This window comes from Paenibacillus sp. Z3-2 (genome assembly GCF_054161325.1).
On record NZ_CP096397.1, the window covers coordinates 5,377,859 to 5,400,709 of the forward strand.

Below are 22,851 nucleotides of genomic sequence, written 5' to 3' on the forward strand. Positions count from 1 at the left end.
GTTTGAATAATATAGTTGCTTCCGCTTCTGTAAGATTCCCTTCAACCATAAGTCTGAAGTTAACATCTTTATTACCGTCAAAAGAATATGCTGTAGCAGCTATCCCCTCGACTTTCCTAAAATAGGCCTCGGTTACCAACTGCATCGTTAATGTTAATGCTTGTATCCTGACTACAAGATACAGTTAAAAATAATGAAATTAATGAGAGGATGAATAATATTTTTCTCATCAATTTTGTACCTCCATTTCTGAAAAAAAGTGTTTAAAAAAGGCTCCATTAATTACTCACCACATGGTACCACGTATTTGAACTATCCTGCCCGTTAGTTGAATATAAGTAGCCAATCACAATGATCGGCTGCTTTCTTTGTTTTATTGAGCTAACGTTTCCCGTTAGCTTAGACAGCTGTCTTAAAAGATTAACTCACAATCTTTATGCTCCCATACATCAAATAAGTTTCCATCTAGATCTTCAAAAACAAAAAACTTGCCGTAAATGCCTTCATTGCTAATTGGTCTAGTTGTAACTCCATCCGATGTTAGTCTCATGTGTAATGATTCGATATCATCTGTAAAAAATGTTACAACCCACCTTGGCCGCCCGTGAGCTAACGTTTCCCGTTAGTTTGAAATGAGAGTTATAAATTATTGAATACAGTTACAGTATGACGATTAAATAGAAAAGGGCTGCTAATACAAAACGGTATAGAGCAAACCACTCCAAGCGAAGTCGCTTGATCAGTCTAATAAACGTTACTACCGCAATCATAGCCACAAGGAAGGAAGTCATAAAGCCAATTAACATTAGATACAAATCGTCTAAACGAAGTAAATCGCGGCTATCGTATAAGTCCAACAAGGTAGCACCAAACATAACAGGTACAGAAATAATGAACGTAAAATCTGCGGCAGCTTTTTGGCTAGTACCTAGCAAAAGTCCACCTGAAATCGTCGAACCCGATCTCGAAAAACCCGGCCACAAAGCCAGACATTGGAATAAGCCAATTCCAAAGGCTTGTTTGTAACTAATCATATCAATTGTATCAACGCTGGTAGTTCTCTTACTCCGTGCTGCGATGATCATTAGTAAACCACCAGCAACTAAACCAAATAAGACAGGTGTAGGGCCGAATAATTGGCTTTTTATAGTGTCCTTTAGTAGAAGATATACGATTAATGCTGGTAACATAGCCAAAATCATATGTATTACGTTTAAACCCTTACTTTTTGAAAAATCCATTTTAGTTAAGTTTGACCCCATCTCCATGTACCTTTTCCAGTAAAGAATTAGAACTGCCATCACTGCACCCAACTGTATAACAATTTTAAAGGTTATTGCCGCGTCTCCCTCAAAGTTAAGTAAATGGCCTGCTAAAATAAGATGTCCAGTAGACGATACTGGTAAGAATTCAGTTAACCCTTCTACTATGCCAAGTATTATTGCTTTTATTACATCAGTCATTAGAAGATATCCCCTTTACAGAAATAAACTCGCTTAACAAGTTCAAGTATAAGGTTGAATGACTATATATTCCCATCGATTAACATAACAATATTCATTTCAGTGTGACATTATTGTCACATCATTTAAATGATATACAGATCATATTGATGTATCTTGATGTATTTTGACAAACTATCCTGCCCGTTAGTTGACCAAAAGGAGCCGATCAATGACCGGCTGCCTTCTTTTTTGTTTAGCTATCGTTTCCCGTTAGCATTGTATTAGGGTTCAGCTTAACGGGTCTATCAGCGAAAAGGGTACCTTAATAGCAGGCAGGTACTCTTGGTAGATTAGTTCATCATGTCCTCCCAACGGGCTGACAACGTTCCGGGCATGGGGATTAACCTAACAGCGATGGGACGGAGCCAACACAATGAAGAGAAGGCGTCGATACGTATGCAACCGCTTTTTGGGGTTATCCAATGTATACATGACGTTGACCGCCAGACCATCTTCATAAAAGACGTAGGCCCATCTAATATTATCCACTTGAAAGTGAGATGTTTCCAATGGTTTGGCCGCAAACTCAATACCACGTTCTTTTTTCAATATTCGGCTCACATACGCATGCGTCTCCTGGCTCTCGCCGGCTGGTACGACCGTTCTAGACCAACTGTGGACACATTTTTAAAACCCGATAGGGGGCATCCTCGTTCCTCCTCTGATTTCATTTACTTCTCCACAACCGGAATCCACATTTCCCCATATATTAGGCCGTCTCGCTGCCCCATCTCAACCGTTGCATTGGGCCCGCCAACATAAGCAAAATCGTCGGCTGCTGGCAAGACTTGACCAAAGGCAATACCTGTCAGCCTATTACTCAACTCATCAGCCGTCTTCCCTTCCCCTTTGACGACGAGGTATTGTCCTTCAGGGAATTGGATCACTCGGTGTTCTTCTGGTACCGATGCTTCGGTCATGACGCCGGCATAATACATCATCTTGTGATTTATCGCTTCGTTCACGGCAAAAATGTAGTCATTCGCAGCGACGGCCTTTAAAGCGTCAAGCCTTCCATCCTGCGCCACGGTTTGCCAAAAGTTTTGCTTCTCCTTGTTCGTACCTGCATAATCCGTGTACTCGCTCTTCAGCTCCGTGCCAATACCTAGAACGATAAAGCTGTCTTTTTTTTCAAGGGTATACACTGCCATGATTAACACTCCTTTTTCTGAAATGGATCAAATGATTTGTTATTTCACTTGATACGTTTATAATAGCTATAAATCATGTCAAAATATGATACTGTTTAGAGGGCCAAATGAAAAAAATTGAACGGATTAACATCATCATGCGGTACATCAATAACCGCGCTCAATTTACCATTTCTGAAATCATGCGAGAATTTAACATCTCTCGTTCAACAGCCATTAGAGATATCAGAGAAATTGAAGCAATGGGGATGCCTCTTGTCGCCGAGGTCGGGAGGGACGGGGGTTATTTTGTTATGAACAACTCTGTCCTGCCGACTGTCCGCTTTACCGATAATGAGATTAAAGCTCTATTTATTGCCTTCATGGCCACAAAAAATCAACAGCTCCCATATCTCAAGAGTCGCCAATCTTTAGCGGAAAAATTACTCGGTCTTATCTCGGAAAGCCAGCAAGATGATCTCGTTCTGTTAAATCAAACCCTGTTGTTCGAAGGAACCAACCCCCACAATCCCGACCTGCTTGATCTGTCAGATCTGCCCCATCCTATGTTAGAACAATTGATCCAAACCATTCTTATGGACAGATATTTAATGGTTTCCGTCGAGGAATCGAGGAAAATAAAGTCTTATCCCATCTATTTGTTGCACCTTTACCGCGAAAAAAGCTCTTGGCATATTGAAGGCTTTGATCTCGAGGAGGAACAGAGACGGATTATTCCTGTCGACAATCTCACAGATGTCAAACCATACCCTAAGAAAAAAAGAATAAATAAGAAGAAGATTGTAGAACAACTAAGTAAGCAGGAAGAAGGCATCAACCTTGTCCTAGAACTTGGTCCAAAATCGATTGCCCAGTTCAAAAAATACCATCCCTTAAAAATCTCAATTTCATACACAAACCCTTTTCAGACTACGGCTATTTTAAAAACTTTCATCAATGTTCATCATCCGGATGAGTTGGCCGAAATAACAAATTGGCTGCTTTTCCTAGGTCGAGATATTAAGGTCAGGGACATGCCGATAGAGGTTGTGGAAAATTTGCAGGAGAGTATAGCTTTATTTGGGAACTCTTGAAGATAATTTTTTCTTTCTCTGCTGGTTCAATAAGTCTTTCTATGTTTGTTGGTGTATTGTTGATTGGTGGGAAAGCGTATCAGTGTCGTCTGATTTTCCGCATGCAGAGAGAAGCAATGCTCTTAAGTTAGGTAGTTTTTTCTGGATTATCAAAACGATCTGGAGGGAATAACATCACGTAACCTCCTCCCCAACTGTTGTTGAATCTCCATCTAATGAATGGATTGCTATCCAAGCAGAAAAAAGTGCCGGCAGCAACCTCATTCTCGTAAACCTTAAAACAGGAAAGCACCCGATTTTAAACGATCGTCTTGAAAAAGCAGGTAAGCAAGGTGTAGAAACAATAGCCTCATATAATTGGTCACCAAAAGAAGATATCATTGCATTTTCTTACGGAAATACGGAGAAAAGCACTTTGGCAATATACGATACTAAGAAAGATAGTTTTGTTGATCTCCCTCGGGCAACCAACTATATTAGCACAGGTTTAATTTTATGGCATAAGAACGGAAAAAGTATTGATTACATTAGTGAGTATCCTTCAGATCAATGGATTCTTTTCAGATACGATACAGAAAACAAAAAAGTTAAGCCTGTAAAAAAGATTACTCAGAAAGATTTTCAGCAGTGGTTTAAATTAGATAAATCTCCTGCAGAATAATGAAAAGAGTTGATTGAACGTAACTTACGTTGCTTTAGTTCAACTTATATAGCAAAAAGGCGAGTCTCCATTAATCAGGGGACTCGCCTTTTTGGCTTTATTACAATATTTAAGAAGTTCCTTTTTGCTTACTCGCCTGCATCTGCTGGGCGAATCGCATCATCTCTTCGAACTCTTCCTCGGATACGGCATCCCCATCGGTGCTTATGTCTTGTACAATCGGAATTTCGGGCTTGGCTTTGGTTCCTTTGCCGTATGTACGGGTACGGGTTCCAGCTGCACCAGCAGCCTGCTTGCCTTTGACCTTGGCCTGGTCGCGAATATATTGAACAGCTTTCTCATATGAGTTTACCTGCTTAAGCAACATGTTGGAGGCGATGGCCTCAACGAAGTTACGGTTAATCCGCTGTTCTCCGCCGGATACAAGCAACGCCATCAAATAATGAATCAATACATTGATGACTTCACCAGGCAACTTGTAACTCAGATCAATTTTCTCAAATATATCGATCAGATTGTCCGGCACTGCACCTGGGAAGAACGTCTGCAACAGACGCGTATAAGGCTCATTACGCAGCATCATGTTGTATTGATGAATATCACACTTGGTCATAAATTGCGGAGGCACTTCGACGTAGTATTCCATCTGTACCCCATGCTCAACAGGTGGTTCACCAGAGTCCTCTTTCCGTTCAGGCTCCTCCATATGCTGTCTTAGAGCCACGACCTTGGCTGCCTGTACAGTCTGTTGCTCATGACGCTTCTTCGTCTGCCTGAACTGCATGCTCGCCTTATGCTGGAGATCATCCAGAATCAGCTGGCCCTGCGGACTGAAGATATCATCTTCGTCCAGCAGTCGGCATACATCCTGCACACTGAGATTAAACTTGTTCACTACATAATTTACAATGCCCAGTTGTTCGTGATCGAACCGCAGCTGTTCTACATGACGGCGATTGACGGACTCCCGCGGAAAACGCAAAATAATGTCGGCGTAGTTCAAACTGTTTTCTTCTGCTGCATCATTCGTGCCTGTCCGCTGGGCCGTAGTTGATACTTCCGACAATGCTTGCTCCAATTCGTAATCAATCACATGGGTATTCAATTCAAATATATCGTAAAAGGGAACGGAGATATTCTCTTTATTGGCTGCCGGATAAGGCGCGTCCCCATTTTCCACTGCCGAGAAACCGGAACGCAGGGAAAGGACAGCGAATTTGCCTATCTTGTCACGAAGCAACAGTGTCAAATGCTGTGTCCGGAAAAATTCTGCCGGAGAGAGCGGCGGTTGCAGCTCATACTCGTAAATGTAATCATCATTTTCCGGAATATATAACCGTGAAGTCTGAAGTAGCCCCACCGCTTCAAGCTTGGACGCCTGCTCTACCAGATATTTACGCCCTTTCTCACTTGGCTCAAGCCCAAGTGTCATGAACAGCCTCCGTTGCTGTTCAAGTGGCGAATAACCGACCTGTTCACCGGGAAGATGCTGAAACAACAGCCGATACAAGCCAACCGCAAAAGCACCTACCATGGGCTGATATGCTCCTGTAAGCATACGGTCATCCAGGGCGCTAAGTCCAAACTCCCTGTATACGCAGTAGCGATGATGTTCAGTATAATGGTGCAGATTCTTCATGCGCATAGCCTGATCTCCTTCTCCCCAAAAGTATGTTTATCTATTCTATCATAAATGTCTGATCCTCAAATGCTCAAAAACAGGTAAAAAGATGGCCTGTTCTCGCTCCGTTTCGTCCTAGGTCGACATCATTCACGTTTTCGCCGAATTAAGCAACTTCCGAAAAAAACATGTCGAGAGTCGCTAGATTACTATAAAAGCTGTAGCAGCAGAATACAAGTGAAGATCTGAAGAGAATGTTCTCCAGATGTATATGAAGTACAACTGTACAATCATTCATCTTATATCAGTGAACAGCAAAAAAGCCTTCCCTTTGTACTCGTAAGCGTTTACGACAAAGACAAGACTTTCACGCGATTACAGTCATGCACGTGTTACCTCTTCCAGCAAACTAAAACATTCTGTACCCACCCAGACGCAACTTCTGGATCGTCCAGCCACTGATTACCGCGCCAGCCAGCCCAGCGATCCCCGTCATATAGTCTACAATCTGGAAAGAACCCAGGTGTGACATCAGAGACGACGAATGATCCCATAGAGAGTACACGACGATAGGCAAAATTACAATGATGAACAGATAGGAAGGAAACCAGGTGGTCTTCATCAACATGTTCAGAATGAAACCGATACCAAACATCATAACGAAAAATAATACCATTAATACCAACACAGGTATAAATTGCATCGGACGACGTTCACCTCTTCTTTCACACATTCGGGTTTCACTTCTGGATAGTAGTTAGTGTACCGCAAAAAATGTGACGAAGCAACGAACTTTCTGGACAAATTTCCCTATATTCACGCTCTGTTCATTTGCCCTTCTGCTTCATGTTGGGATACAATGTAAACGATAAAGTACTCACCCGTCCCTTATAGGGATTTGGAAATATACCTTGCAGGAGGAACATAACCAATGAACGAAGCCGCATCAACACTGGAGGGCTGGTACGCCCTGCATGATTTTCGCTCGATTAACTGGGCCGCCTGGAAAGCAGCAGATGATGAAGAACGTGCTGTAGCACTGGACGAGCTTCAGGAATTCTGGAAAGAATGGAAAGAAGTCGAGGATTCTTCCAAAGGAAGTACAGTCGTGTATACGGTTGTAGGTCAAAAAGCAGACCTCGTCATGATGCACCTGCGTGAAACGCTGGAAGATCTGAAGGCTGTTGAGAACGCGTTTAACAAAACAATGTTTGCTCAATACACAACCAAATCGTATTCCTACGTCAGCGTAGTGGAACTGAGCAACTACCTTAGCAAAGAAGGCGAAGACCCGATGCAAAATCCGGAGATTATCGCCCGTCTGAAGCCTGTTCTGCCGCAACGACAATACATCTGCTTCTATCCGATGAACAAAAAACGTGAGCTGAATGACAACTGGTACATGCTGTCCATGGACGAGCGTCGCACCATGATGCGCAGTCACGGCATGATTGGCCGTAGCTATGCAGGTAAAGTGAAACAGATCATTACTGGCTCTGTCGGTTTCGACGATTGGGAATGGGGCGTTACACTGTTTGCGGACGATGCACTTCAGTTCAAGAAACTCGTCTATGAGATGCGTTTCGATGAAGTTAGCGCCCGTTATGGCGAATTCGGTTCGTTCTATGTCGGAAGTTTGTTGAACGAAGGAACACTGGAAGACATGCTTAAGCTGTAAAAATAGCGCAAAGCACAATAAAGCACCGCGACATCTCCTGCAAAGGATACAGCCGTGGTGCTTTATTATGTATCAATATTCTACCACCTGAAAAAGCGAAGCGTTCGCCTAAAAGCTTTCTGAAAGAAAGCTGCATCGAAAGCATACGCTATCACCGGATTTTCCCTTTAACAAAAGGGAATCAAAAAATCTGGGAATAACAGCAATTGGAAGGTTGTTATTCTGTCATTGAAGTGTATGTGTAAACATCTTTAGTTCAACTGATATAGTCTCTAATCCTGCTCCTCATCAACCGCTTTCAGCGATTCGAGAAACTCTGCTGTGGCCCGATCACGGTCACGACCCTTCTCTTTAAGTCGCTCAATCGCGGGCAAAATGAGAATATCCACTTCTTTCTGCACAATGTAGGCCAGATCATACTGATCCTGTTCCTCCAGATAACCACCGACCTGCATCAGGGCGTTGTATCGATCCAGTTCCTCACGCGTTAATAGTCCCCGGACCTGAACACTGCAATGTCTCATCCAAAAAACCGCCCTTTCTTCAGGACTAACGGAATCCCACCAATGATGAACAGATAACGCAGATCAACCAGCTTCTTCAACTGAGCCGCTTTCCAGCCCTTGTATTTCTTGCCACCTACAACAGCAATGGCTTCACCTTTACCCAATGAAGCAACCGTACCCTTGCTCGTAAATACAAAAGGTTGTGGCTGTTTCTTGCGAATGGATGCCACGACGTTCTTGGCACAGTTCACGCCCTGCTGCATCGCAATCTGTGCTGTTGGCGGATATGGACGCCCTTCCTGGTTGAAGACCAGTGAATTGTCACCGATGACATAAACATGCTCATGTCCAGGCGCACGTAGATACTCATCAACCTTCACACGCCCCCGCATCACTTCAAGGCCTGCCTGTTCAAGCAGTGAGTTGCCGCGAATACCGCCGGTCCATACGACTGTAGCAGCATCGAGTTTTTCTCCCTCACCCACAATAACCCCGTCCGGGAGACATTGCTTGATTGGAACACCAATTTTGAAAGTAACGCCCTTCTTCTTCAGCACGTTCATCGCATGCTCTACCAGTTCCGGATCAAATCCAGGCAAAGCTGAAGGCGCTGCCTCTACATTGTAGATGTGCACATGTTTCGGATTCACGTCGAACTCCTTGCACAGCTGTGGAATGCGATCTGCAAGCTCAGCTACGAATTCAACACCACTAAAACCGGCTCCACCTACGACAAACCGAATACGATTTCGTTTGTTGTCGTTTTTGTACATCGCAAATTGATATTCGATGTGTTCCCGAATCAGTCTAACCGAGTTAATGCTGCGGATTGTCATGGCGTGGTCGAGCATACCCGGAATACCGAAAGTCTCGGGTTCCCCGCCTAGTCCAATAATCAGATAATCATACGATAACGTGCCGTCCTCCAGAATAATCTTCCGATCCTGCAGACGAATCTCCTTCACGGAAGATTTAACCAGGTCAATCTTGAACTCATCAATCAGCTTGGAAATGGGAACTCTTGCATGCTCAATGGTATCCGTGCCAGCTGCCGGCATATGTAGATGTGTAGTAATATAATGATAATCATGCCGGTTCACCAATGTGACGTCGGCCTCGTTATAGTTCAATTCCTTCTGCAGCCGCTGGGCTGTCAGAATCCCGCCATAGCCCGCGCCGAGGATGACGATTTTGGGAATACTGCTCATGTCTATACCCCTTCCGGTTTCACTTGCATCATCCCGATCTTGGGTGAGATGCAAAATGCACATACTTACAAATATTGATGAGGTCTTGCCCATTATGACGACAAATGTTAACTTCGCGAATTTATTTAAACGTTTGCATCAATTTCATAACTCACTAAAAATGGATTCTGTGAAACTATATCTAGACTTGATTGAAGTAGCTAAAGGGTTTATGAAATTGATTCGTTTGCACGCAAGTTATCGTTTCAAGTTGTGAAATTAACCACAAGTTTCCACAAAATACGGGAGTTGTCTTCACATTACATATTGACTCTAAATTAGACAAAAAAAACACATAGTACAGGTCAAGGATATCTTTATTTCTGGTAAATATCAAGGTTTTTTTTGTTATTTTTCATAACCTTTCATTTCCAATTTCATCCTATTATCATCTGATCTTCATCAATTGTTCTCAGTTTAGTGACGCCGCTAACTTTGCAACCCTGAATACACCGTTTATAATAGGAAAGACAGTTCAGCCCCAACGTCGGTTACGATATGTAGCCTGCACATTCTTCCTGTTAACTACCTATTAAAATATGAAAGGTGTTGTTGATTCTTGACTGCACAGAATTCCAGTCACGATATGACTGATTTGCTTATTATCGGTGGAGGCCCTGCGGGTCTGTTCGCCGCATTTTACGGTGGGATGCGTCAGGCATCCGTTACCCTGGTTGAAAGTATGCCACAGCTTGGCGGACAGCTTGCCGCTCTGTATCCGGAGAAATACATCTATGATGTAGCTGGATTCCCAAAAGTAACGGCTCAGGAACTGGTGAATAACCTGGTTGAGCAAATGAGTCATTTTAACCCGAACATCCGCCTTGAAGAAAAGGTTGTATCGGTTGAGAAAAAGGATGAACAACACTTCGTCGTGAAGACCGATGAGAATGAATATCATGCCAAAGCTGTTATTATTACAGCGGGTGTAGGTGCATTCGAACCACGTCGCCTTGAGCTTGAAGGTGCTGCCAAGTTCGAGAAGAGCAACCTGCACTACTTCATCAGTGATCTGAATGCCTTTGCTGGCAAAAAGGTACTGATCAGTGGCGGTGGTGACTCCGCTGTAGACTGGGCACTCATGCTGGAGCCAATCGCTGAGCAAGTAACGCTGATCCATCGCCGGGACAAGTTCCGTGCACATGAGCATAGTGTCGAAAACCTGATGAATTCCAAAGTTAATGTCGTTACACCGACCGAAATCACGGAACTTCACGGAGATGACACGATTACCAAAGTAACCCTCTCCCATGTGAAAACCAAAGAAACACAGGAAATCGAAGTGGATGACGTGATTGTTAACTTTGGATTCGTCTCTTCTCTCGGACCTATTGCCGAATGGGGAATCGAAATTGACAGCAACTCCATCGTCGTTGATTCCCGCATGGAAACGTCTATTCCAGGAATATTCGCTGCCGGAGATATCACAACATACCCAGGTAAACTGAAGCTGATCGCTGTCGGATTCGGTGAAGCTCCAACAGCAGTCAACAATGCGAAAGTATACTTCGATCCGGATGCCAAGTTGTCCCCAGGACACAGCAGCAACATGAAACGCTAATTTTTTTATGAAATAACATAATTGATACAAAAAAGGGTATCTTACTCCTGAGTGAATCCATATCAGGAGGGATACCCTTGTCTTATATATGCCCGCTGTGTAACGGTCTGGTTGTACCGGAGCAGGCTTGCCCCCACTGCCTTCAGGGACTGTTAGAATGCGGCAAATTGGACGATTACACCGGACCATACAGCCCCTACGTCTTCCAAACTTCCTCTGACACGGCAGACGAAGCCGAAAACGTTTGCAATCATGTGATGTACTGTCACCATTGTCAGACGAGCACGCCATGGCCTGTCTCACTATGGGACTTGTCCGGAAACCTGTAACATTGCCTGCAATGAGGATCTCTAGTGAAGAATGGCAGATACGTCGGTACCCAGTTTGCGCTTATGGATTTCTGCCAACAGCAGTGCGATGAAATCTCGTTCGAGATTCAACTCAATCGCTTTATGGTAGGAATCCAACAACATCTCATCGGATAACATAGCCATTTCCCGCCACAACCTTTCCTTTTTTTTCCTCAAAACTATCATATCAGAGATTCATATAGAGAACAAGCGTTCTTGTTATCCACAACGATATGTGGAAATCCTGTGCATAGTTTGTTGATAAATGGTAAAAATGTTGAGTAATCAACGTGTATAGTGTGGACAATATTTATGCACAGGTAAGATGTACTACCATCAGAACGTTTATCAGCGTATTTTTTTTAGAATAAATTCATAGTTTCAAGACTTGTTGCGAGTAAATTACCCGGCAATGTAAAATTTCAAACGTTTTTCAAACTGTTTTCTTCTATATATTATCGGTTTTTCTTGAATTTTCTTGAGGTTTTTCATCGATTTTCTATTGAGGTCTGGTATTCACTTCCAGAATCCAAATCTTGCCTGAATAATCCAGTCCATAATCAAATCCAAGCTGTCCTACACCCGGGAACTGGCTCTCCATAATGTACGTGCATGTCAGTGTAAGTGAGCGCATCTCCCGGCGTTTGTGCCGACCGGATATATGTGGCAGGGACAAACCAAGTGCTCTCCTTCCCGATAGCATGGTGCCTCCCTTGCTCAGATTCGTCACACAAAGTCCTGGGCGAGCGAGTCGTCCTACCAGGGAACGGAATACCCAGCCTCTTTCGGTCTTGACGACTTTGACTCTGTAATCGACAGGTCTCCCTTGAATCGTTGCCAAATGAATGCCTTGCTGGATCAAGTACCTGCGTCTTGCCTTCACACGTACCAGAGAGCGATACATTTGGCTAAAACTTGCGAAAGAACGGGTCGTTTTCATATGCGTGTATCGATAAGCCCCACCGCTCACCGATACCCGCATGACACCGTAACCTCCGCCACCTACAATCGGTTTGATATACACCATTCCATAACGACTGAGCATATGCAGCAGATTCCCCGAGTTAAATGCCTTGGTCTGTGGGATATGGACAGCAGCTACCGGGTATTTCATCAGAGCCGCTGTCTTCCGCCATTTGCTTGCAAGCTGTCTCGACATGGGTTGATCTCCTTCCTTGAAACAATAGTCCTTCCTTATACATACTCAACAGAAGCCTTGCTTTCTTGGATGTCTGTCCACGGCAGGGGCCCCTTTTCCATGAAACTTGTCCCATGATCATGGCGGAAACGGGAACAAGCGCCCGGTTTGCTTTTCAAACAAGTCAATCTGTCGTATGCTACTAAGGAATGGCTTGGAAGGGCTTAAATATGAGGATCTAAGGAGCGTTCAGAAGAAATGGAAGCATTTTTTAAATCACTGTATGGCGTAGCCTATTTTGCAATGTCGATCGTTCTGGTAGCCGTCACGGTACTTCTCTTTGTTACAGGTATCCGACTGTTTATTCAAAAGCGAAATCGCGGCTTTGCCGTGAGTTGTCTTATATTTGCCTGTTTCATCGTCTTTATCATTGTTGTTATGCTCACTACGCCCTTCTCTGCCACACCGCCGGGTTCACCGGAAGCCATTGCTTCCCTGCTTCACTTCGGGTAGTTGAACCTCTGTAGAAGGAGATGCTTATGACACATAATGAAACTTTAGGAATTATTGATATCGGTTCGAACTCCATTCGTCTAGTTATATATGAACTGGATCAGGATGAAGCCTATCGCATCATTCATGAAGACAAATTCGCCGCTCGTCTGAGCAGCGTTGTTGAGCCGGATGGAACCATCCTGCGCCATTCTCTGGATAAAGCCATCACCATCTTGCGTCAATTCAAAGCGACCTGTGAGGCGTATCAGACCACACTGATCCGTGCAGCAGCTACGGCAGCTATTCGTAATGCAAGCAATGTCCTGCAGATTATCGAGTGGCTGGAGACAGAGACGGGGCTTATCATCGAATGTGTATCCGGAGATCGTGAGGCCTACTATGGTTTCCTGGGAGTTACTCAATCCATTGATCTGGCAGACGGTTACGTCGTCGATATTGGAGGCGGTAGCACGGAGATTACGGTCTTTCGGGATCGGAAAAGGTTACATAGCATATCCCTCCCCATTGGTGCCGTGAATTCACATGCCCGTTATGGGGGCGAAGATCAGTGGACCGAGGAGAATGCGAATGCACTGTGCAACGAAGTCATTCAAGCTCTCCGCGGACAGGATTGGATTCGTGAGCATCCTGGCCTGCCACTCATCGGACTTGGCGGCACAATGCGTACACTCGCCAAAGTGGAACAGAAGCGAATCCAGTATTCTCTGCCTGTCACCCATCATTATGAGATCGGTGAGGAAGCGATGGAGAACATCGCGCGCTCCTTGCCACATCTCACCTCGGCACAGCGCAAAAAGGTACCCGGGCTCGCCAAAGACCGCGCAGATATCATTGTGCCGGGCGTATTGATCCTGCGAACAGTCTTCCGGTTAATACAGGGAGATCGTTATGTGGTTAGTGGTGCGGGTCTACGGGACGGGTTGTTGCGGGATTACATGGCTGGAGGTCAGCCGGTCGTTCCAGACGCGCTGAAGGACAGTATCCGTAACTTTATCCATTTTGGTCCGCCTATTCCAGAGAAACGTCTGCAACGGATTCATCAGGATACGATTACCCTGTATACGGCACTACAAGGGTCTGCGCCTGATCAAGCAGATGCCAGAATCCTGTATGCGTCCTCCATGCTGCATATGGCTGGTAAGCAGATTAACTATTTCCGATATACTCAACACTCGGCCTACTGGATCATGAATGCCAGCATCTATGGGCTCTCTCACCGGGAGACCATTCTCAGTGCCAGTGCAGCCGATTATCATCCCAAAAAAAGAACGCCCCAGCTGCTGAATAAGCACCGGGACATTCTGAAAAACTCGGATGAGCGGCATGCTCATCGTATAGGCTCTCTACTGCGCGTAGCCGAAGCCATCAATCGATCCGAGAGCATCGCTTCGATCGAAGCAACAAAAGAAAACGACTCGCTGCAGGTGCAATTCACCTGTACAGCCGAGCCGTTACTGGAACTTGAAGGCCTGGAAGAGGCCGTCAAGGATTTAAAGGAAGCCTGGGACGTTACGTTAACGCACTCCATTCAACAGGCTTCCAAGGGATAATACCCATGGCCTCCGTCTGACTTCTCAGCGGGGGCTTTTCATTTTCTACAAATACATAATTGCCACCAGGCATAAGTTCTCTGGCTTTGACATTGTCCATAAGGGACAGATTAAGAATATCCACCAGCATCTTCTTCAGCTCTGGATCGAACACGGGACACATCAGTTCAATTCTTCGATTCAGGTTACGTGTCATCCAATCTGCACTGGAGATGAATACATCGGGGTTGCCGCTATTTTCAAAATAAAACAACCGGGAATGCTCCAGGAAGCGATCCACAATGCTAATGACCCGAATGTTCTCACTGAGTCCTTCCACCCCTGGACGCAGACAGCATACGCCGCGCACGATCAGATCGATCTGCACTCCAGCCTGAGAAGCCTCGTACAATTCATCAATTATATCCTGATGGGATAGGGAGTTAATCTTGGCAATGATTCTGGAAGGTTTGCCTTTAAGGGCATGCTCCGTCTCACGACGAATCAATGCGAACAGTTCATCCTTCATACCATCCGGAGCTACGTGGAACGCCTGCAATGCCTTCGGACCGGAATATCCGGTAATTTCATTGAATAATTCGGATGCATCTTCTCCAATAATCGGATTGGAGGTGAACAGTCCCACGTCCGTATACACTTTGGCTGTACTCTCATTGTAGTTACCTGTTCCTACATGAACATAACGTCTCAACCCTTGCTGTTCCCTGCGGACGACAAGAATGATTTTGGCATGGGTCTTCAGTCCAACCAGTCCATATACCACGTGACAACCGGCCTTCTCCAACTTCCGGGCCCACGCAATATTGCGCTCTTCATCGAACCGGGCTTTCAGTTCCACCACAACCGTGACCTGCTTACCACTTTCAGCAGCCAGTGCAAGTGCCGGAATAAGGCGTGAATCGCCATTGACGCGATATAATGTCATCTTGATGGCCAGCACTCTTGGATCTTCCGAAGCCTCCAATATGAAATCGGTGACCGGTTCAAACGATTCATACGGATGATGCACCAATACATCCCGTCTGCGCAGCAGCTCGAAATGACTTTCTCTGGGCAGGAACTCCAGTGGATAGACGGGTTTCACCGGACTGTATTTCAGATGCGAGAAGCCCTCCAGACTATCCACGAATCCAGCCAGAAAACTCAGATCAAGTGGTCCATCTATCTCGTACACCGGGTCTTGAATATCGAATTCATCCTGCAATTCGAGCAAGGCATCCGGACGAAAGTCCTTGCAGACTTCCAGTCGTACAGGAGCCCCTCGGCGTCTGCGTCGCAATTCTTTCTCAATCGCCTCAAGCAGATCTTCCGCTTCTTCTTCATTAATGAACAGATCCGCATTGCGGGTCACCCGGAATTCCTGTGCAGCAAGCGAGATATATCCGCTGAAGAGCGTGTGAATATGATGTTTGATCAGGTCTTCAATCAGTATGAATGTTTTCTTTTTGCTATTCGCCCGAATGGGAGCCTGAACCACACGCGGCAGATTGGAAGGTACCTGAACAATAGCCATAAATGGTTCGCCCTCTTGCTCCCCTTCCTTCTGCAGCATCACGGACAGATAGACAGACTTGTTGTGTACCAGTGGGAACGGACGACTCTGGTCTATCGCCATCGGTGTGAGTACCGGGAAAATAATCTCATGAAAGTACTGATCCATTGCGCGCTGCTGTGTCACATTAAGATCGGTATATTCCTGAATGTTTATGCCTTTCTTGGCGAGTATACGAATAAGTTCACGATACGTTTTATACTGTTCGGCGACCATGGTCCCGATTCGTTTGATCAATCTGCGGTACAATCCCGAAGGCGTATACCCTGTAAAATCCTTTTGTGTAAATCCGGCCTTGATCTTCTCTTTCGTCTCGGCCACTCTTACACTGACGAACTCGTCCAGATTACTGGCGACAATACCGAGAAATCTCATGCGTTCCAGCAGGGGCGTCGTTGGATCCTGGGCCTCTTGAAGTACGCGCCGATTAAATTCAACCCAACTCAAATCGCGATTAACGTAGTTACCTGTTTTGACGTCTCTATGCATGTATGGCCTCCGAATGTGTTGCATATCTATTCTTGGTTAGAAGTTCTCATATAATTGTACTATTCGTAATCAACATCAAGCGTCAGCGCAGTGTAAACGCTATGTAAAATTTATGTAAATGATACCTCATGGACGCAACTTTTTCCATCCCTTTACAAAGAGCAATAGACAGAGTAAAGTGATGTACAGTGTGATTTGGTCCGGTTGCTTGTTATCATTTCCAAATAACAGTGTCTAAAGGAGTATATAATGAAATCGAACAAACCTAGAACGTTACAAAAAAATATAGAGTTTTTCACGGCTGCACTCTCTCAATGTATCGTAAGCGCTTGGCAGGAAGACCCGGCTGGCGTCTACTGTGAGGTGGGTAGTGGCATCGTTGAACGGATCAGTGAAGACAGCGTACGCATTCGAAACAATGACGGAACGAAGAGTCACTATGCACGAGATATAACGATGTTCCAGACCGAAAAATAATTTTGCGTAAATACGTAAAAAAGACTAGCTTTCCGAAACCAGGTGTTGTATACTCTTGCCACAAGGAAAGGAGGTGCGTCAACATTTCTAATCACATGTTGAACGTGTCCCTTACCCGATCCACTAGCTCAAAATAAAATGAGTCTGGTGGAGGCGCGGGATACGGATCAATGTTTCAAAAAGCGCCCCGGGTAGAAAAGCCGTCTTCGGACGGCTTTTTGTTTTGTCTTTTTTGTAGAGAGGTTGAGAAAACACCCAAAATATTGGAAATGGACCCTTTAGTAGAGTAAACCAGGATGGCTATAATTAGGATGCAACTCAACCTAAATCCGAGGAGGCATCTTGTAATGTTCAAAAATGTAAGGGGTTTCAGGATATCCATCATGTTGGCTTTTGTTTTGTTATTCACCTCCATCATGCTGCCCGCAGGTCAGCATGCCAGCGCAGCACCAAGTTTCGCCAAAGGAGCCGACATCAGTTGGGTTCCCGGAATGGAAGCTCAAGGCTACAAATGGAAAGATAAAAACGGGGTACAGCGTGACATCATTGATATTTTGAAAAATGACTATCAAATCAATTCCGTTCGTATTCGGGTCTTTCTTAATCCTACGAACGATTATGGGAACGGTTACATGAACAAGGATCGTGCGGCTGCACTCGCACAACGTGCCAAGAATGCCGGCATGAGCGTAATGCTCACCCTGCACTACAGCGATTCCTGGGCAGACCCTGGTCAACAGACCAAACCAGCTGCCTGGAAAAACTACACGTTCCAGCAGCTCATGGATGCGGTGTGGAATCACACACGTGATGTCATGACTACAATGCAAAGCAAAGGCGTTACCCCGGACTGGGTACAGATCGGGAATGAAACAAGCAACGGCATGTTATGGGAAGATGGCAAAGCATCTACCAACATGAAAAACTATGCGTGGCTGGTAAACACAGGCCATAATGCAGTGAAATCCCTGAGCAGCGGCACCAAAACCATTGTGCATCTGGCAGGTGGAGATGATAACGCCCTCTATGTATGGAATATTGGAGGCCTGATCAGTAACGGAGCCAACTTTGACATGATTGCGATGTCCCTCTACCCTTCGGCTTCCGGCTGGAACACAGCTGTGACGAATACAGTAAACAATGCCAAGGATATGATCAACCGTTATGGCAAAGAGATCATTATCTCCGAAATTGGTATGGACAATAACCAGGCTGCGGCTGGTAAAAGTTTTGTTGCGGCGATGAAAAACCAAATCCGCAATCTGCCGAATGGCAAAGGCAAAGGCGTATTCTACTGGGAGCCTCAGGCTACACCAGGATACAACAGCGGCTATGGCAAAGGTGCATGGCAATCGAATATGATGCCAACGGTAGTCATGGAAGGATTTATTGACTAGGTACGGTGGGTAGAAGTGTGGATGGGAGCAGTGGTGGCCGTTCCGGTGTCGGATCGTTCTTATGATCGCTGTTGTATCCTAATTTTTTGAACAACTTTCATAAGTTGAAATTAGGATACAAAGGCGACCGCTTCGCTTCTTCAGAATCGATTCCGCCCCCTCCACTACGTTGCTGCTCAATGAGACACTTCTAAAACCGTGTGTAGGCAAGTTATTAGGGTAATAAAGGGCATAAGGCGCTATTCCTGATGGGAGTAGCGCCTTTTGGCGATGAAGTGTGTTGAAGGGACCGTGCCAAGGCGGATCGTCTTATGAGCTAGGCCGAAAGCAGAATGGTTTTTTCGCTTACATATGAATATAATAAAGAGAAAATCATGCAGAACGTGGGTTAGCTTATTTCAAGAGCGGGGGAATATGGATGAGGTTTTTAAAAGGGATGGGCCAATTGGCTGGAGAAGTTACCGGGAAAGTACTAGGCGGGAGTGTGAGGGTTGTCGGTGAGATTGCGGGAAGTCCCTTTATCAAAGAAATCGGGAACGGCGTAGAAAAAGCTACGATTAACACTGGCAAAACCGTTGGACAACTGGCTAGCGGGACATATGATCTGGCAAGTGGTGCGATCCGAAAAGATGATGCTGCCTTGGACGCGGGCCTTGCCGATATTGGAGATGCCGTGACTAATACTGCAAAAGGTATAGCGATATCAGCCAAGTATGTGTATAACAGCGGTAAAGATGTTGTCGTGGGTATGAAAGAAGATGATATGGAGCGTGCCAAACTTGGGGCCAAACACCTTCTGGCTGCTGCTGCCGTAACAACACTCGCTGTCGGTGTGGTTGATGCAGTTGATGGGGCGGAAGGTATAGAAACGGCAGAATCCGGATTAGATCATCAATAACACGATAACCGAAGAAAAACAGCTTAGCAGGGCAACAAAAATATGGAGACAACTAAATGAGATTTTTTCAAGTAAAATCCGTTGTTTCTTCTGAATAAAGCATGAATAGACGAACACTGTCACCACAATGGGCAGATATAAATGAAGATCCGGACCATCCGTGCTCGGTAATCGTTCATTAATATATCTACCTATCGTCTCGTTGACCATCATACATCCATATATGATCCCAATTATCGCTGAAACAGCAAACTGAAATAGTACCTGAACTACAGCATTATTCACAAATAATGGATCACGTTTACGGTAACGGGTACTAACGATCATATATCTGTTGCCTCCTCGTTTTCTTATTCCTATTTTTGATGACTACTCCTGTATTTTACCACTTTATTGATCTTATGCCTTCTTCATTTTGCTGAGTTATCTTTTCCCCATAAACGTAAAAATGGCCCTGTCCACCTCATCGGCGGACAGAGCATTTATAACGATACCAAGATACCTCTGTTCAGCTTACTTTAGCCAGTCTCGTGGCACGCATCGATGCGGTTGCGTATACGATAAGCGCTGTCCATATCAGTGCGAAACCAACGAGCAGAACTGGCGAGACTGTTTCCTTGAACACGAACACGTTCAGGATCAGCATGATGGTCGGCCCAATGTATTGCACGAAGCCAAGCGTGGACAACGACATCCGGGCAGCCGCCCGTGCAAAGAAAAGCAGCGGCAGCGCCGTCACCACGCCAGATAGAAGCAATTCGAAGAACATAGGCGCAGGCAGCGTCCATGCTGTTGCTTTTCCCACGATGGCCAAGTAGATCCAGTAGCCGAGTGCGATGGGCAGAACTACAGCTGTCTCCGAAAATAAGCCCACAGAAGCGTCTTGCTTAATCTTCTTCTTCGCTAGACCGTACAAGCCAAATGACACGGCCAGCGAGATCGCTACCCATGGGAAACGTCCGTAGTCGATAGCAATGATAAGCACCGCGACACAAGCAATAGCAATCGCGAGCCATTGGCCACGGTTTGGCTTTTCATGAAGGAAGACAACTGCCAGTAACACGTTCAGCAAAGGGTTCAAATAATAACCCAAGCTTGTCTCAACGACATGACCGTTGTTAACTGCCCAGATGAAGATCAGCCAATTAATAGCGATTAGAAGTCCGCTAGCTGTGAGCGATAACAAGAGCGAACGGTCAGCCACAATTCGTTTCATGTCACCCCAACGGCGCTGGACGGCAACGAGAATACCCATGAAGACGAACGACCAGACAACCCGATGGGACAGAATCTCGCCTGCTGGTACATTTTCAAAAAACTTCCAATACAGCGGGAGAACCCCCCACATGATATACGCAATGATCGCGTTGATTAATCCATTGTTCATAACCATTTCCCCTCTTCAATGCTCTGATACTCAAGGGATTATACGCCTCTATCTACGCTTAAGTAAAGAGATTAATAGGTCAGGCCAGTTGCTATGCTCCCGTTCAACTGACATTTTCTTTGGACTAAAGTTTACCCAGTTCTAGACAAATAAGAGCTTCAGCACTAAAATTAGAAAGTGAGATGAAGGGAGTTAGTATGAACCATCATAGGATAATAGAACAAGTATTAATTCATATCGAGGAGAATTTAGAACAGCCTTTAACTGTGTCATCCGTTGCTCTTACTTTCAATATGTCTAAATACTATTTTCATAGGCTCTTTTCAGCCATGATGGGCTGTTCGTTAAATCAGTACATCCTATCTAGAAGATTGAATGCCACCCTATCACTCATTTATGACAACAACTTGTCTCTAACCAATATTGCTTATCAGTTAGCCTTTGGTACGCAAGCCTCATTCACCCGGGCATTCAAACAACATTACGGTGTAGCTCCAAGTTCACTAAGAGCAGGCTTACAAAAAATCTCTCCGACTCAAATACCTACTGTCGTTAAAAGACCATTTAAAAATATCAATGGTGATATCGTCACGGATTTCACACTGACAGAGTTCAAAGAAACCCGAATAAGCGGGATTGCCTTTGAAGTAGACCTAGCCACTGATGATTACAAGAAGAAGATTCACTCCCATTCAAAAATGATGTTGAACCATATTGATGAAAGCATACACGGTTCTTGTTTTGTCATTTATTCAAACTGTCAACCAAATTCAACCCGATTCAAAGTTCTGTTCGGAATCCCACATGACATTCAAATTGATAAACCCTTTTATTTCACGGTTGATGTACCGTCTATTTTTTGCGCGAGGTTCAACTATTTTGGTGACCTGCTTGATATTGGAGAAGTGCTTAAATCAGACTATGCCAGATTCTTAAAGATTTCCAAGCAAGAGGCTGATCAATCGGATATTGAACTTATCCAAGTTTTTAATGACGTCCACAACCTGGACTCCACTTACCATATCTACGCACCAATCAAGAAACTCCCTGACGATCTGGAAATCTGATGGTACCAAGGAACCAAACCGTCAGAGGACTATTCATTACATCCATATAGGTCAGACCGAAGGTATCTCTAGTTCGATGCTAACTTACGTTTCGACCAAATAACATACCCCATCCATATAAGTGCAATTCCCATAGGTATCGCCAACCCCCGATCAAGTGGATGGGGGATGATTGCAGCAGTAATGGTGACTACCGCAGCGAAGGCCAACAGAATTGCTGCTAGGCGAGGCAAGACTCTGGCACGTATTGTAGCGATGCCTAGCAGTAGACCTCCTAGCATATACAGTACTCCCGCGAGCGGGGCTAATATTGGGAAGATCCCGAGATTAACCTCACTAACTGTTCCTCCAACGAGCCCAACCATTCCTTCCACAAACTTTTCAGCATCACTTGTCAACAACGGCAAAACGAATGCTTCGATGAAACTAAAAATGAATGAGATTAACCAGAACAGATTGAACAAAAGGAAACCGACCAAGCCAAGCCACCCCGCTTCTTTCGCTTGGCTTACATAGAATCCAGTAATTCCGATCAGATTAAAGAACGACATAGCCATAGTCAGGGATGCAACCACTACCCAAGAGTTTGTATTTACAGAAGAGATATGATCTGTCGGGTGGATAAACTGAATAACGATATATAGAATCCCTGCTATTATTGCCATAAATCCTGACCACCGGTTGAGATCATGTACTGTTATTATTGATTGACTAACCTTTTTATCGTGCACTATATTCACAATGATTCCTCCACTTCTAGGGTATATAAAATGATCCAGTCTTTTCTCAACATCACACGTTTTTGACTCCAAACCTCCATATGTTTTAAACCTTTTTGTTACAGCCCCTTCCTTATTATGGCTTGGCTTATCGAGTATAACTTAACAAATTTGGCCTGCTCCTACTTTTCAGATCTTGCTGTAATTTGGGTTGTCATGGAACTTCCCTCAATGAAAAAGGTAGCTTTGCCCCCAATCTATCATCGTTTCTGCCTCATAATGATGCCGAAGTTCACTTAAAATCATAG

The 22,851-nt window shown here is 44.8% G+C and carries 24 protein-coding genes and 1 pseudogene; 11 read left to right on the top strand and 14 right to left on the bottom strand.

Annotation, left to right across the window (positions count from 1 at the left end):
* Positions 1–412: 412 nt before the first annotated feature.
* The 4 genes and pseudogenes from M1D71_RS24045 to M1D71_RS24060 form a co-directional block, all read right to left on the bottom strand.
* Positions 413–550, bottom strand: coding sequence for a hypothetical protein (locus M1D71_RS24045; protein ID WP_458123996.1), 138 nt, complete (start codon positions 548–550; stop codon positions 413–415).
* Between the two features lie 109 nt (positions 551–659).
* Complete coding sequence (locus tag M1D71_RS24050) at positions 660–1,463, bottom strand: undecaprenyl-diphosphate phosphatase (RefSeq protein ID WP_458123997.1); 804 nt, start codon at positions 1,461–1,463, stop codon at positions 660–662.
* A gap of 444 nt (positions 1,464–1,907) precedes the next feature.
* Positions 1,908–2,108, bottom strand: a pseudogene (locus M1D71_RS24055) (phage tail protein); the annotation flags it as partial.
* Positions 2,109–2,176: 68 nt separating this feature from the next.
* Positions 2,177–2,656, bottom strand: a complete 480-nt coding sequence (locus tag M1D71_RS24060) for a GyrI-like domain-containing protein (RefSeq protein ID WP_458123998.1) — start codon at positions 2,654–2,656, stop codon at positions 2,177–2,179.
* 107 nt (positions 2,657–2,763) lie between these two features.
* On the opposite strand from M1D71_RS24060, the gene M1D71_RS24065 reads away from it, so the two are divergent.
* Both M1D71_RS24065 and M1D71_RS24070 read left to right on the top strand, forming a co-directional pair.
* Positions 2,764–3,729 carry a helix-turn-helix transcriptional regulator gene (locus M1D71_RS24065; RefSeq protein ID WP_458123999.1) on the top strand — a complete coding sequence of 322 codons (966 nt, stop codon included), beginning with the start codon at positions 2,764–2,766 and terminating at the stop codon, positions 3,727–3,729.
* Positions 3,730–4,144: 415 nt separating this feature from the next.
* On the top strand, positions 4,145–4,390 hold the full coding sequence (locus tag M1D71_RS24070; protein ID WP_458124000.1) for a hypothetical protein: 246 nt from the start codon (positions 4,145–4,147) through the stop codon (positions 4,388–4,390).
* Between the two features lie 109 nt (positions 4,391–4,499).
* On the opposite strand, the gene M1D71_RS24075 is transcribed toward M1D71_RS24070, so the two are convergent.
* Together M1D71_RS24075 and M1D71_RS24080 are read right to left on the bottom strand one after the other, a co-directional pair.
* On the bottom strand, positions 4,500–6,035 hold the full coding sequence (locus tag M1D71_RS24075) for a replication initiation and membrane attachment family protein (RefSeq protein ID WP_091037865.1): 1,536 nt from the start codon (positions 6,033–6,035) through the stop codon (positions 4,500–4,502).
* Between the two features lie 385 nt (positions 6,036–6,420).
* On the bottom strand, positions 6,421–6,714 hold the full coding sequence (locus tag M1D71_RS24080; protein WP_076211070.1) for a YuiB family protein: 294 nt from the start codon (positions 6,712–6,714) through the stop codon (positions 6,421–6,423).
* Between the two features lie 228 nt (positions 6,715–6,942).
* On the opposite strand from M1D71_RS24080, the gene hemQ reads away from it, so the two are divergent.
* Entirely contained in the window at positions 6,943–7,689 is a 747-nt protein-coding gene (gene hemQ / locus M1D71_RS24085; protein ID WP_347386165.1) for a hydrogen peroxide-dependent heme synthase, read from the top strand.
* A gap of 272 nt (positions 7,690–7,961) precedes the next feature.
* Here the strand turns inward: hemQ and M1D71_RS24090 are convergent, their stop codons facing one another.
* Positions 7,962–8,213: a hypothetical protein gene (locus tag M1D71_RS24090; protein WP_145325111.1), complete on the bottom strand. Its 252-nt coding sequence runs from the start codon at positions 8,211–8,213 to the stop codon at positions 7,962–7,964.
* Positions 8,210–9,403 carry an NAD(P)/FAD-dependent oxidoreductase gene (locus M1D71_RS24095; protein WP_145325110.1) on the bottom strand — a complete coding sequence of 398 codons (1,194 nt, stop codon included), beginning with the start codon at positions 9,401–9,403 and terminating at the stop codon, positions 8,210–8,212. The genes M1D71_RS24090 and M1D71_RS24095 overlap by 4 nt, the downstream gene beginning before the upstream one ends.
* A 625-nt stretch (positions 9,404–10,028) precedes the next feature.
* On the opposite strand from M1D71_RS24095, the gene M1D71_RS24100 reads away from it, so the two are divergent.
* A complete protein-coding gene (locus M1D71_RS24100; protein ID WP_210437008.1) occupies positions 10,029–11,003 on the top strand; it encodes an NAD(P)/FAD-dependent oxidoreductase in 975 nt (324 codons plus the stop codon).
* A 77-nt stretch (positions 11,004–11,080) separates the two neighbouring features.
* Positions 11,081–11,332, top strand: a complete 252-nt coding sequence (locus M1D71_RS24105; RefSeq protein WP_458124001.1) for a hypothetical protein — start codon at positions 11,081–11,083, stop codon at positions 11,330–11,332.
* A gap of 21 nt (positions 11,333–11,353) precedes the next feature.
* On the opposite strand, the gene sda is transcribed toward M1D71_RS24105, so the two are convergent.
* Together sda and M1D71_RS24115 are read right to left on the bottom strand one after the other, a co-directional pair.
* Positions 11,354–11,497: a sporulation histidine kinase inhibitor Sda gene (sda, locus tag M1D71_RS24110; RefSeq protein WP_017692430.1), complete on the bottom strand. Its 144-nt coding sequence runs from the start codon at positions 11,495–11,497 to the stop codon at positions 11,354–11,356.
* A 355-nt stretch (positions 11,498–11,852) separates the two neighbouring features.
* Positions 11,853–12,512: a YheC/YheD family protein gene (locus M1D71_RS24115; protein ID WP_458124002.1), complete on the bottom strand. Its 660-nt coding sequence runs from the start codon at positions 12,510–12,512 to the stop codon at positions 11,853–11,855.
* A 237-nt stretch (positions 12,513–12,749) separates the two neighbouring features.
* Here M1D71_RS24115 and M1D71_RS24120 point away from each other — a divergent pair, with 237 nt between their 5' ends.
* The gene (locus tag M1D71_RS24120; RefSeq protein ID WP_458124003.1) at positions 12,750–13,004 is read left to right on the top strand and encodes a hypothetical protein; all 255 of its coding nucleotides are present in this window, start codon (positions 12,750–12,752) and stop codon (positions 13,002–13,004) included.
* Between the two features lie 26 nt (positions 13,005–13,030).
* On the top strand, positions 13,031–14,557 hold the full coding sequence (locus tag M1D71_RS24125; RefSeq protein WP_458124004.1) for a Ppx/GppA phosphatase family protein: 1,527 nt from the start codon (positions 13,031–13,033) through the stop codon (positions 14,555–14,557).
* On the opposite strand, the gene ppk1 is transcribed toward M1D71_RS24125, so the two are convergent.
* Entirely contained in the window at positions 14,517–16,598 is a 2,082-nt protein-coding gene (gene ppk1 / locus M1D71_RS24130; RefSeq protein ID WP_458124005.1) for a polyphosphate kinase 1, read from the bottom strand. The two genes, M1D71_RS24125 and ppk1, sit on opposite strands and share 41 nt — an antisense overlap.
* Positions 16,599–16,847: 249 nt before the next feature.
* Here ppk1 and M1D71_RS24135 point away from each other — a divergent pair, with 249 nt between their 5' ends.
* The 3 genes from M1D71_RS24135 to M1D71_RS24145 all read left to right on the top strand — a co-directional run bounded on the left by M1D71_RS24135 (position 16,848) and on the right by M1D71_RS24145 (position 19,370).
* A complete protein-coding gene (locus M1D71_RS24135; RefSeq protein WP_145325104.1) occupies positions 16,848–17,075 on the top strand; it encodes a hypothetical protein in 228 nt (75 codons plus the stop codon).
* A 347-nt stretch (positions 17,076–17,422) separates the two neighbouring features.
* Positions 17,423–18,472, top strand: coding sequence for a glycoside hydrolase family 53 protein (locus tag M1D71_RS24140; protein WP_458124006.1), 1,050 nt, complete (start codon positions 17,423–17,425; stop codon positions 18,470–18,472).
* Between the two features lie 418 nt (positions 18,473–18,890).
* Positions 18,891–19,370: a hypothetical protein gene (locus tag M1D71_RS24145; protein WP_458124007.1), complete on the top strand. Its 480-nt coding sequence runs from the start codon at positions 18,891–18,893 to the stop codon at positions 19,368–19,370.
* On the opposite strand, the gene M1D71_RS24150 is transcribed toward M1D71_RS24145, so the two are convergent.
* Both M1D71_RS24150 and rarD read right to left on the bottom strand, forming a co-directional pair.
* Complete coding sequence (locus M1D71_RS24150) at positions 19,356–19,697, bottom strand: hypothetical protein (protein WP_458124008.1); 342 nt, start codon at positions 19,695–19,697, stop codon at positions 19,356–19,358. The genes M1D71_RS24145 and M1D71_RS24150 overlap by 15 nt on opposite strands.
* Before the next feature lie 181 nt (positions 19,698–19,878).
* Positions 19,879–20,757, bottom strand: coding sequence for an EamA family transporter RarD (gene rarD / locus M1D71_RS24155; protein WP_458124009.1), 879 nt, complete (start codon positions 20,755–20,757; stop codon positions 19,879–19,881).
* Between the two features lie 197 nt (positions 20,758–20,954).
* On the opposite strand from rarD, the gene M1D71_RS24160 reads away from it, so the two are divergent.
* The gene (locus M1D71_RS24160; protein ID WP_458124010.1) at positions 20,955–21,824 is read left to right on the top strand and encodes a helix-turn-helix transcriptional regulator; all 870 of its coding nucleotides are present in this window, start codon (positions 20,955–20,957) and stop codon (positions 21,822–21,824) included.
* 68 nt (positions 21,825–21,892) lie between these two features.
* On the opposite strand, the gene M1D71_RS24165 is transcribed toward M1D71_RS24160, so the two are convergent.
* A complete protein-coding gene (locus tag M1D71_RS24165) occupies positions 21,893–22,489 on the bottom strand; it encodes a hypothetical protein (protein WP_458124011.1) in 597 nt (198 codons plus the stop codon).
* Between the last annotated feature and the right edge of the window lie 362 nt (positions 22,490–22,851).

Bases quoted from the DNA above. Each gene is read 5' to 3' on its own strand.
- M1D71_RS24045 (WP_458123996.1), bottom strand. From the start codon at position 550: ATGAGACTAACATCGGATGGAGTTACAACTAGACCAATTAGCAATGAA.
- M1D71_RS24050 (WP_458123997.1), bottom strand. From the start codon at position 1,463: ATGACTGATGTAATAAAAGCAATAATACTTGGCATAGTAGAAGGGTTA.
- M1D71_RS24060 (WP_458123998.1), bottom strand. From the start codon at position 2,656: ATGGCAGTGTATACCCTTGAAAAAAAAGACAGCTTTATCGTTCTAGGT.
- M1D71_RS24065 (WP_458123999.1), top strand. From the start codon at position 2,764: ATGAAAAAAATTGAACGGATTAACATCATCATGCGGTACATCAATAAC.
- M1D71_RS24075 (WP_091037865.1), bottom strand. From the start codon at position 6,035: ATGCGCATGAAGAATCTGCACCATTATACTGAACATCATCGCTACTGC.
- M1D71_RS24080 (WP_076211070.1), bottom strand. From the start codon at position 6,714: ATGCAATTTATACCTGTGTTGGTATTAATGGTATTATTTTTCGTTATG.
- hemQ (WP_347386165.1), top strand. From the start codon at position 6,943: ATGAACGAAGCCGCATCAACACTGGAGGGCTGGTACGCCCTGCATGAT.
- M1D71_RS24090 (WP_145325111.1), bottom strand. From the start codon at position 8,213: ATGAGACATTGCAGTGTTCAGGTCCGGGGACTATTAACGCGTGAGGAA.
- M1D71_RS24095 (WP_145325110.1), bottom strand. From the start codon at position 9,403: ATGAGCAGTATTCCCAAAATCGTCATCCTCGGCGCGGGCTATGGCGGG.
- M1D71_RS24100 (WP_210437008.1), top strand. From the start codon at position 10,029: ATGACTGATTTGCTTATTATCGGTGGAGGCCCTGCGGGTCTGTTCGCC.
- sda (WP_017692430.1), bottom strand. From the start codon at position 11,497: ATGGCTATGTTATCCGATGAGATGTTGTTGGATTCCTACCATAAAGCG.
- M1D71_RS24115 (WP_458124002.1), bottom strand. From the start codon at position 12,512: ATGTCGAGACAGCTTGCAAGCAAATGGCGGAAGACAGCGGCTCTGATG.
- M1D71_RS24120 (WP_458124003.1), top strand. From the start codon at position 12,750: ATGGAAGCATTTTTTAAATCACTGTATGGCGTAGCCTATTTTGCAATG.
- M1D71_RS24125 (WP_458124004.1), top strand. From the start codon at position 13,031: ATGACACATAATGAAACTTTAGGAATTATTGATATCGGTTCGAACTCC.
- ppk1 (WP_458124005.1), bottom strand. From the start codon at position 16,598: ATGCATAGAGACGTCAAAACAGGTAACTACGTTAATCGCGATTTGAGT.
- M1D71_RS24135 (WP_145325104.1), top strand. From the start codon at position 16,848: ATGAAATCGAACAAACCTAGAACGTTACAAAAAAATATAGAGTTTTTC.
- M1D71_RS24140 (WP_458124006.1), top strand. From the start codon at position 17,423: ATGTTCAAAAATGTAAGGGGTTTCAGGATATCCATCATGTTGGCTTTT.
- M1D71_RS24145 (WP_458124007.1), top strand. From the start codon at position 18,891: ATGAGGTTTTTAAAAGGGATGGGCCAATTGGCTGGAGAAGTTACCGGG.
- M1D71_RS24150 (WP_458124008.1), bottom strand. From the start codon at position 19,697: ATGATCGTTAGTACCCGTTACCGTAAACGTGATCCATTATTTGTGAAT.
- rarD (WP_458124009.1), bottom strand. From the start codon at position 20,757: ATGAACAATGGATTAATCAACGCGATCATTGCGTATATCATGTGGGGG.
- M1D71_RS24160 (WP_458124010.1), top strand. From the start codon at position 20,955: ATGAACCATCATAGGATAATAGAACAAGTATTAATTCATATCGAGGAG.
- M1D71_RS24165 (WP_458124011.1), bottom strand. From the start codon at position 22,489: ATGGCAATAATAGCAGGGATTCTATATATCGTTATTCAGTTTATCCAC.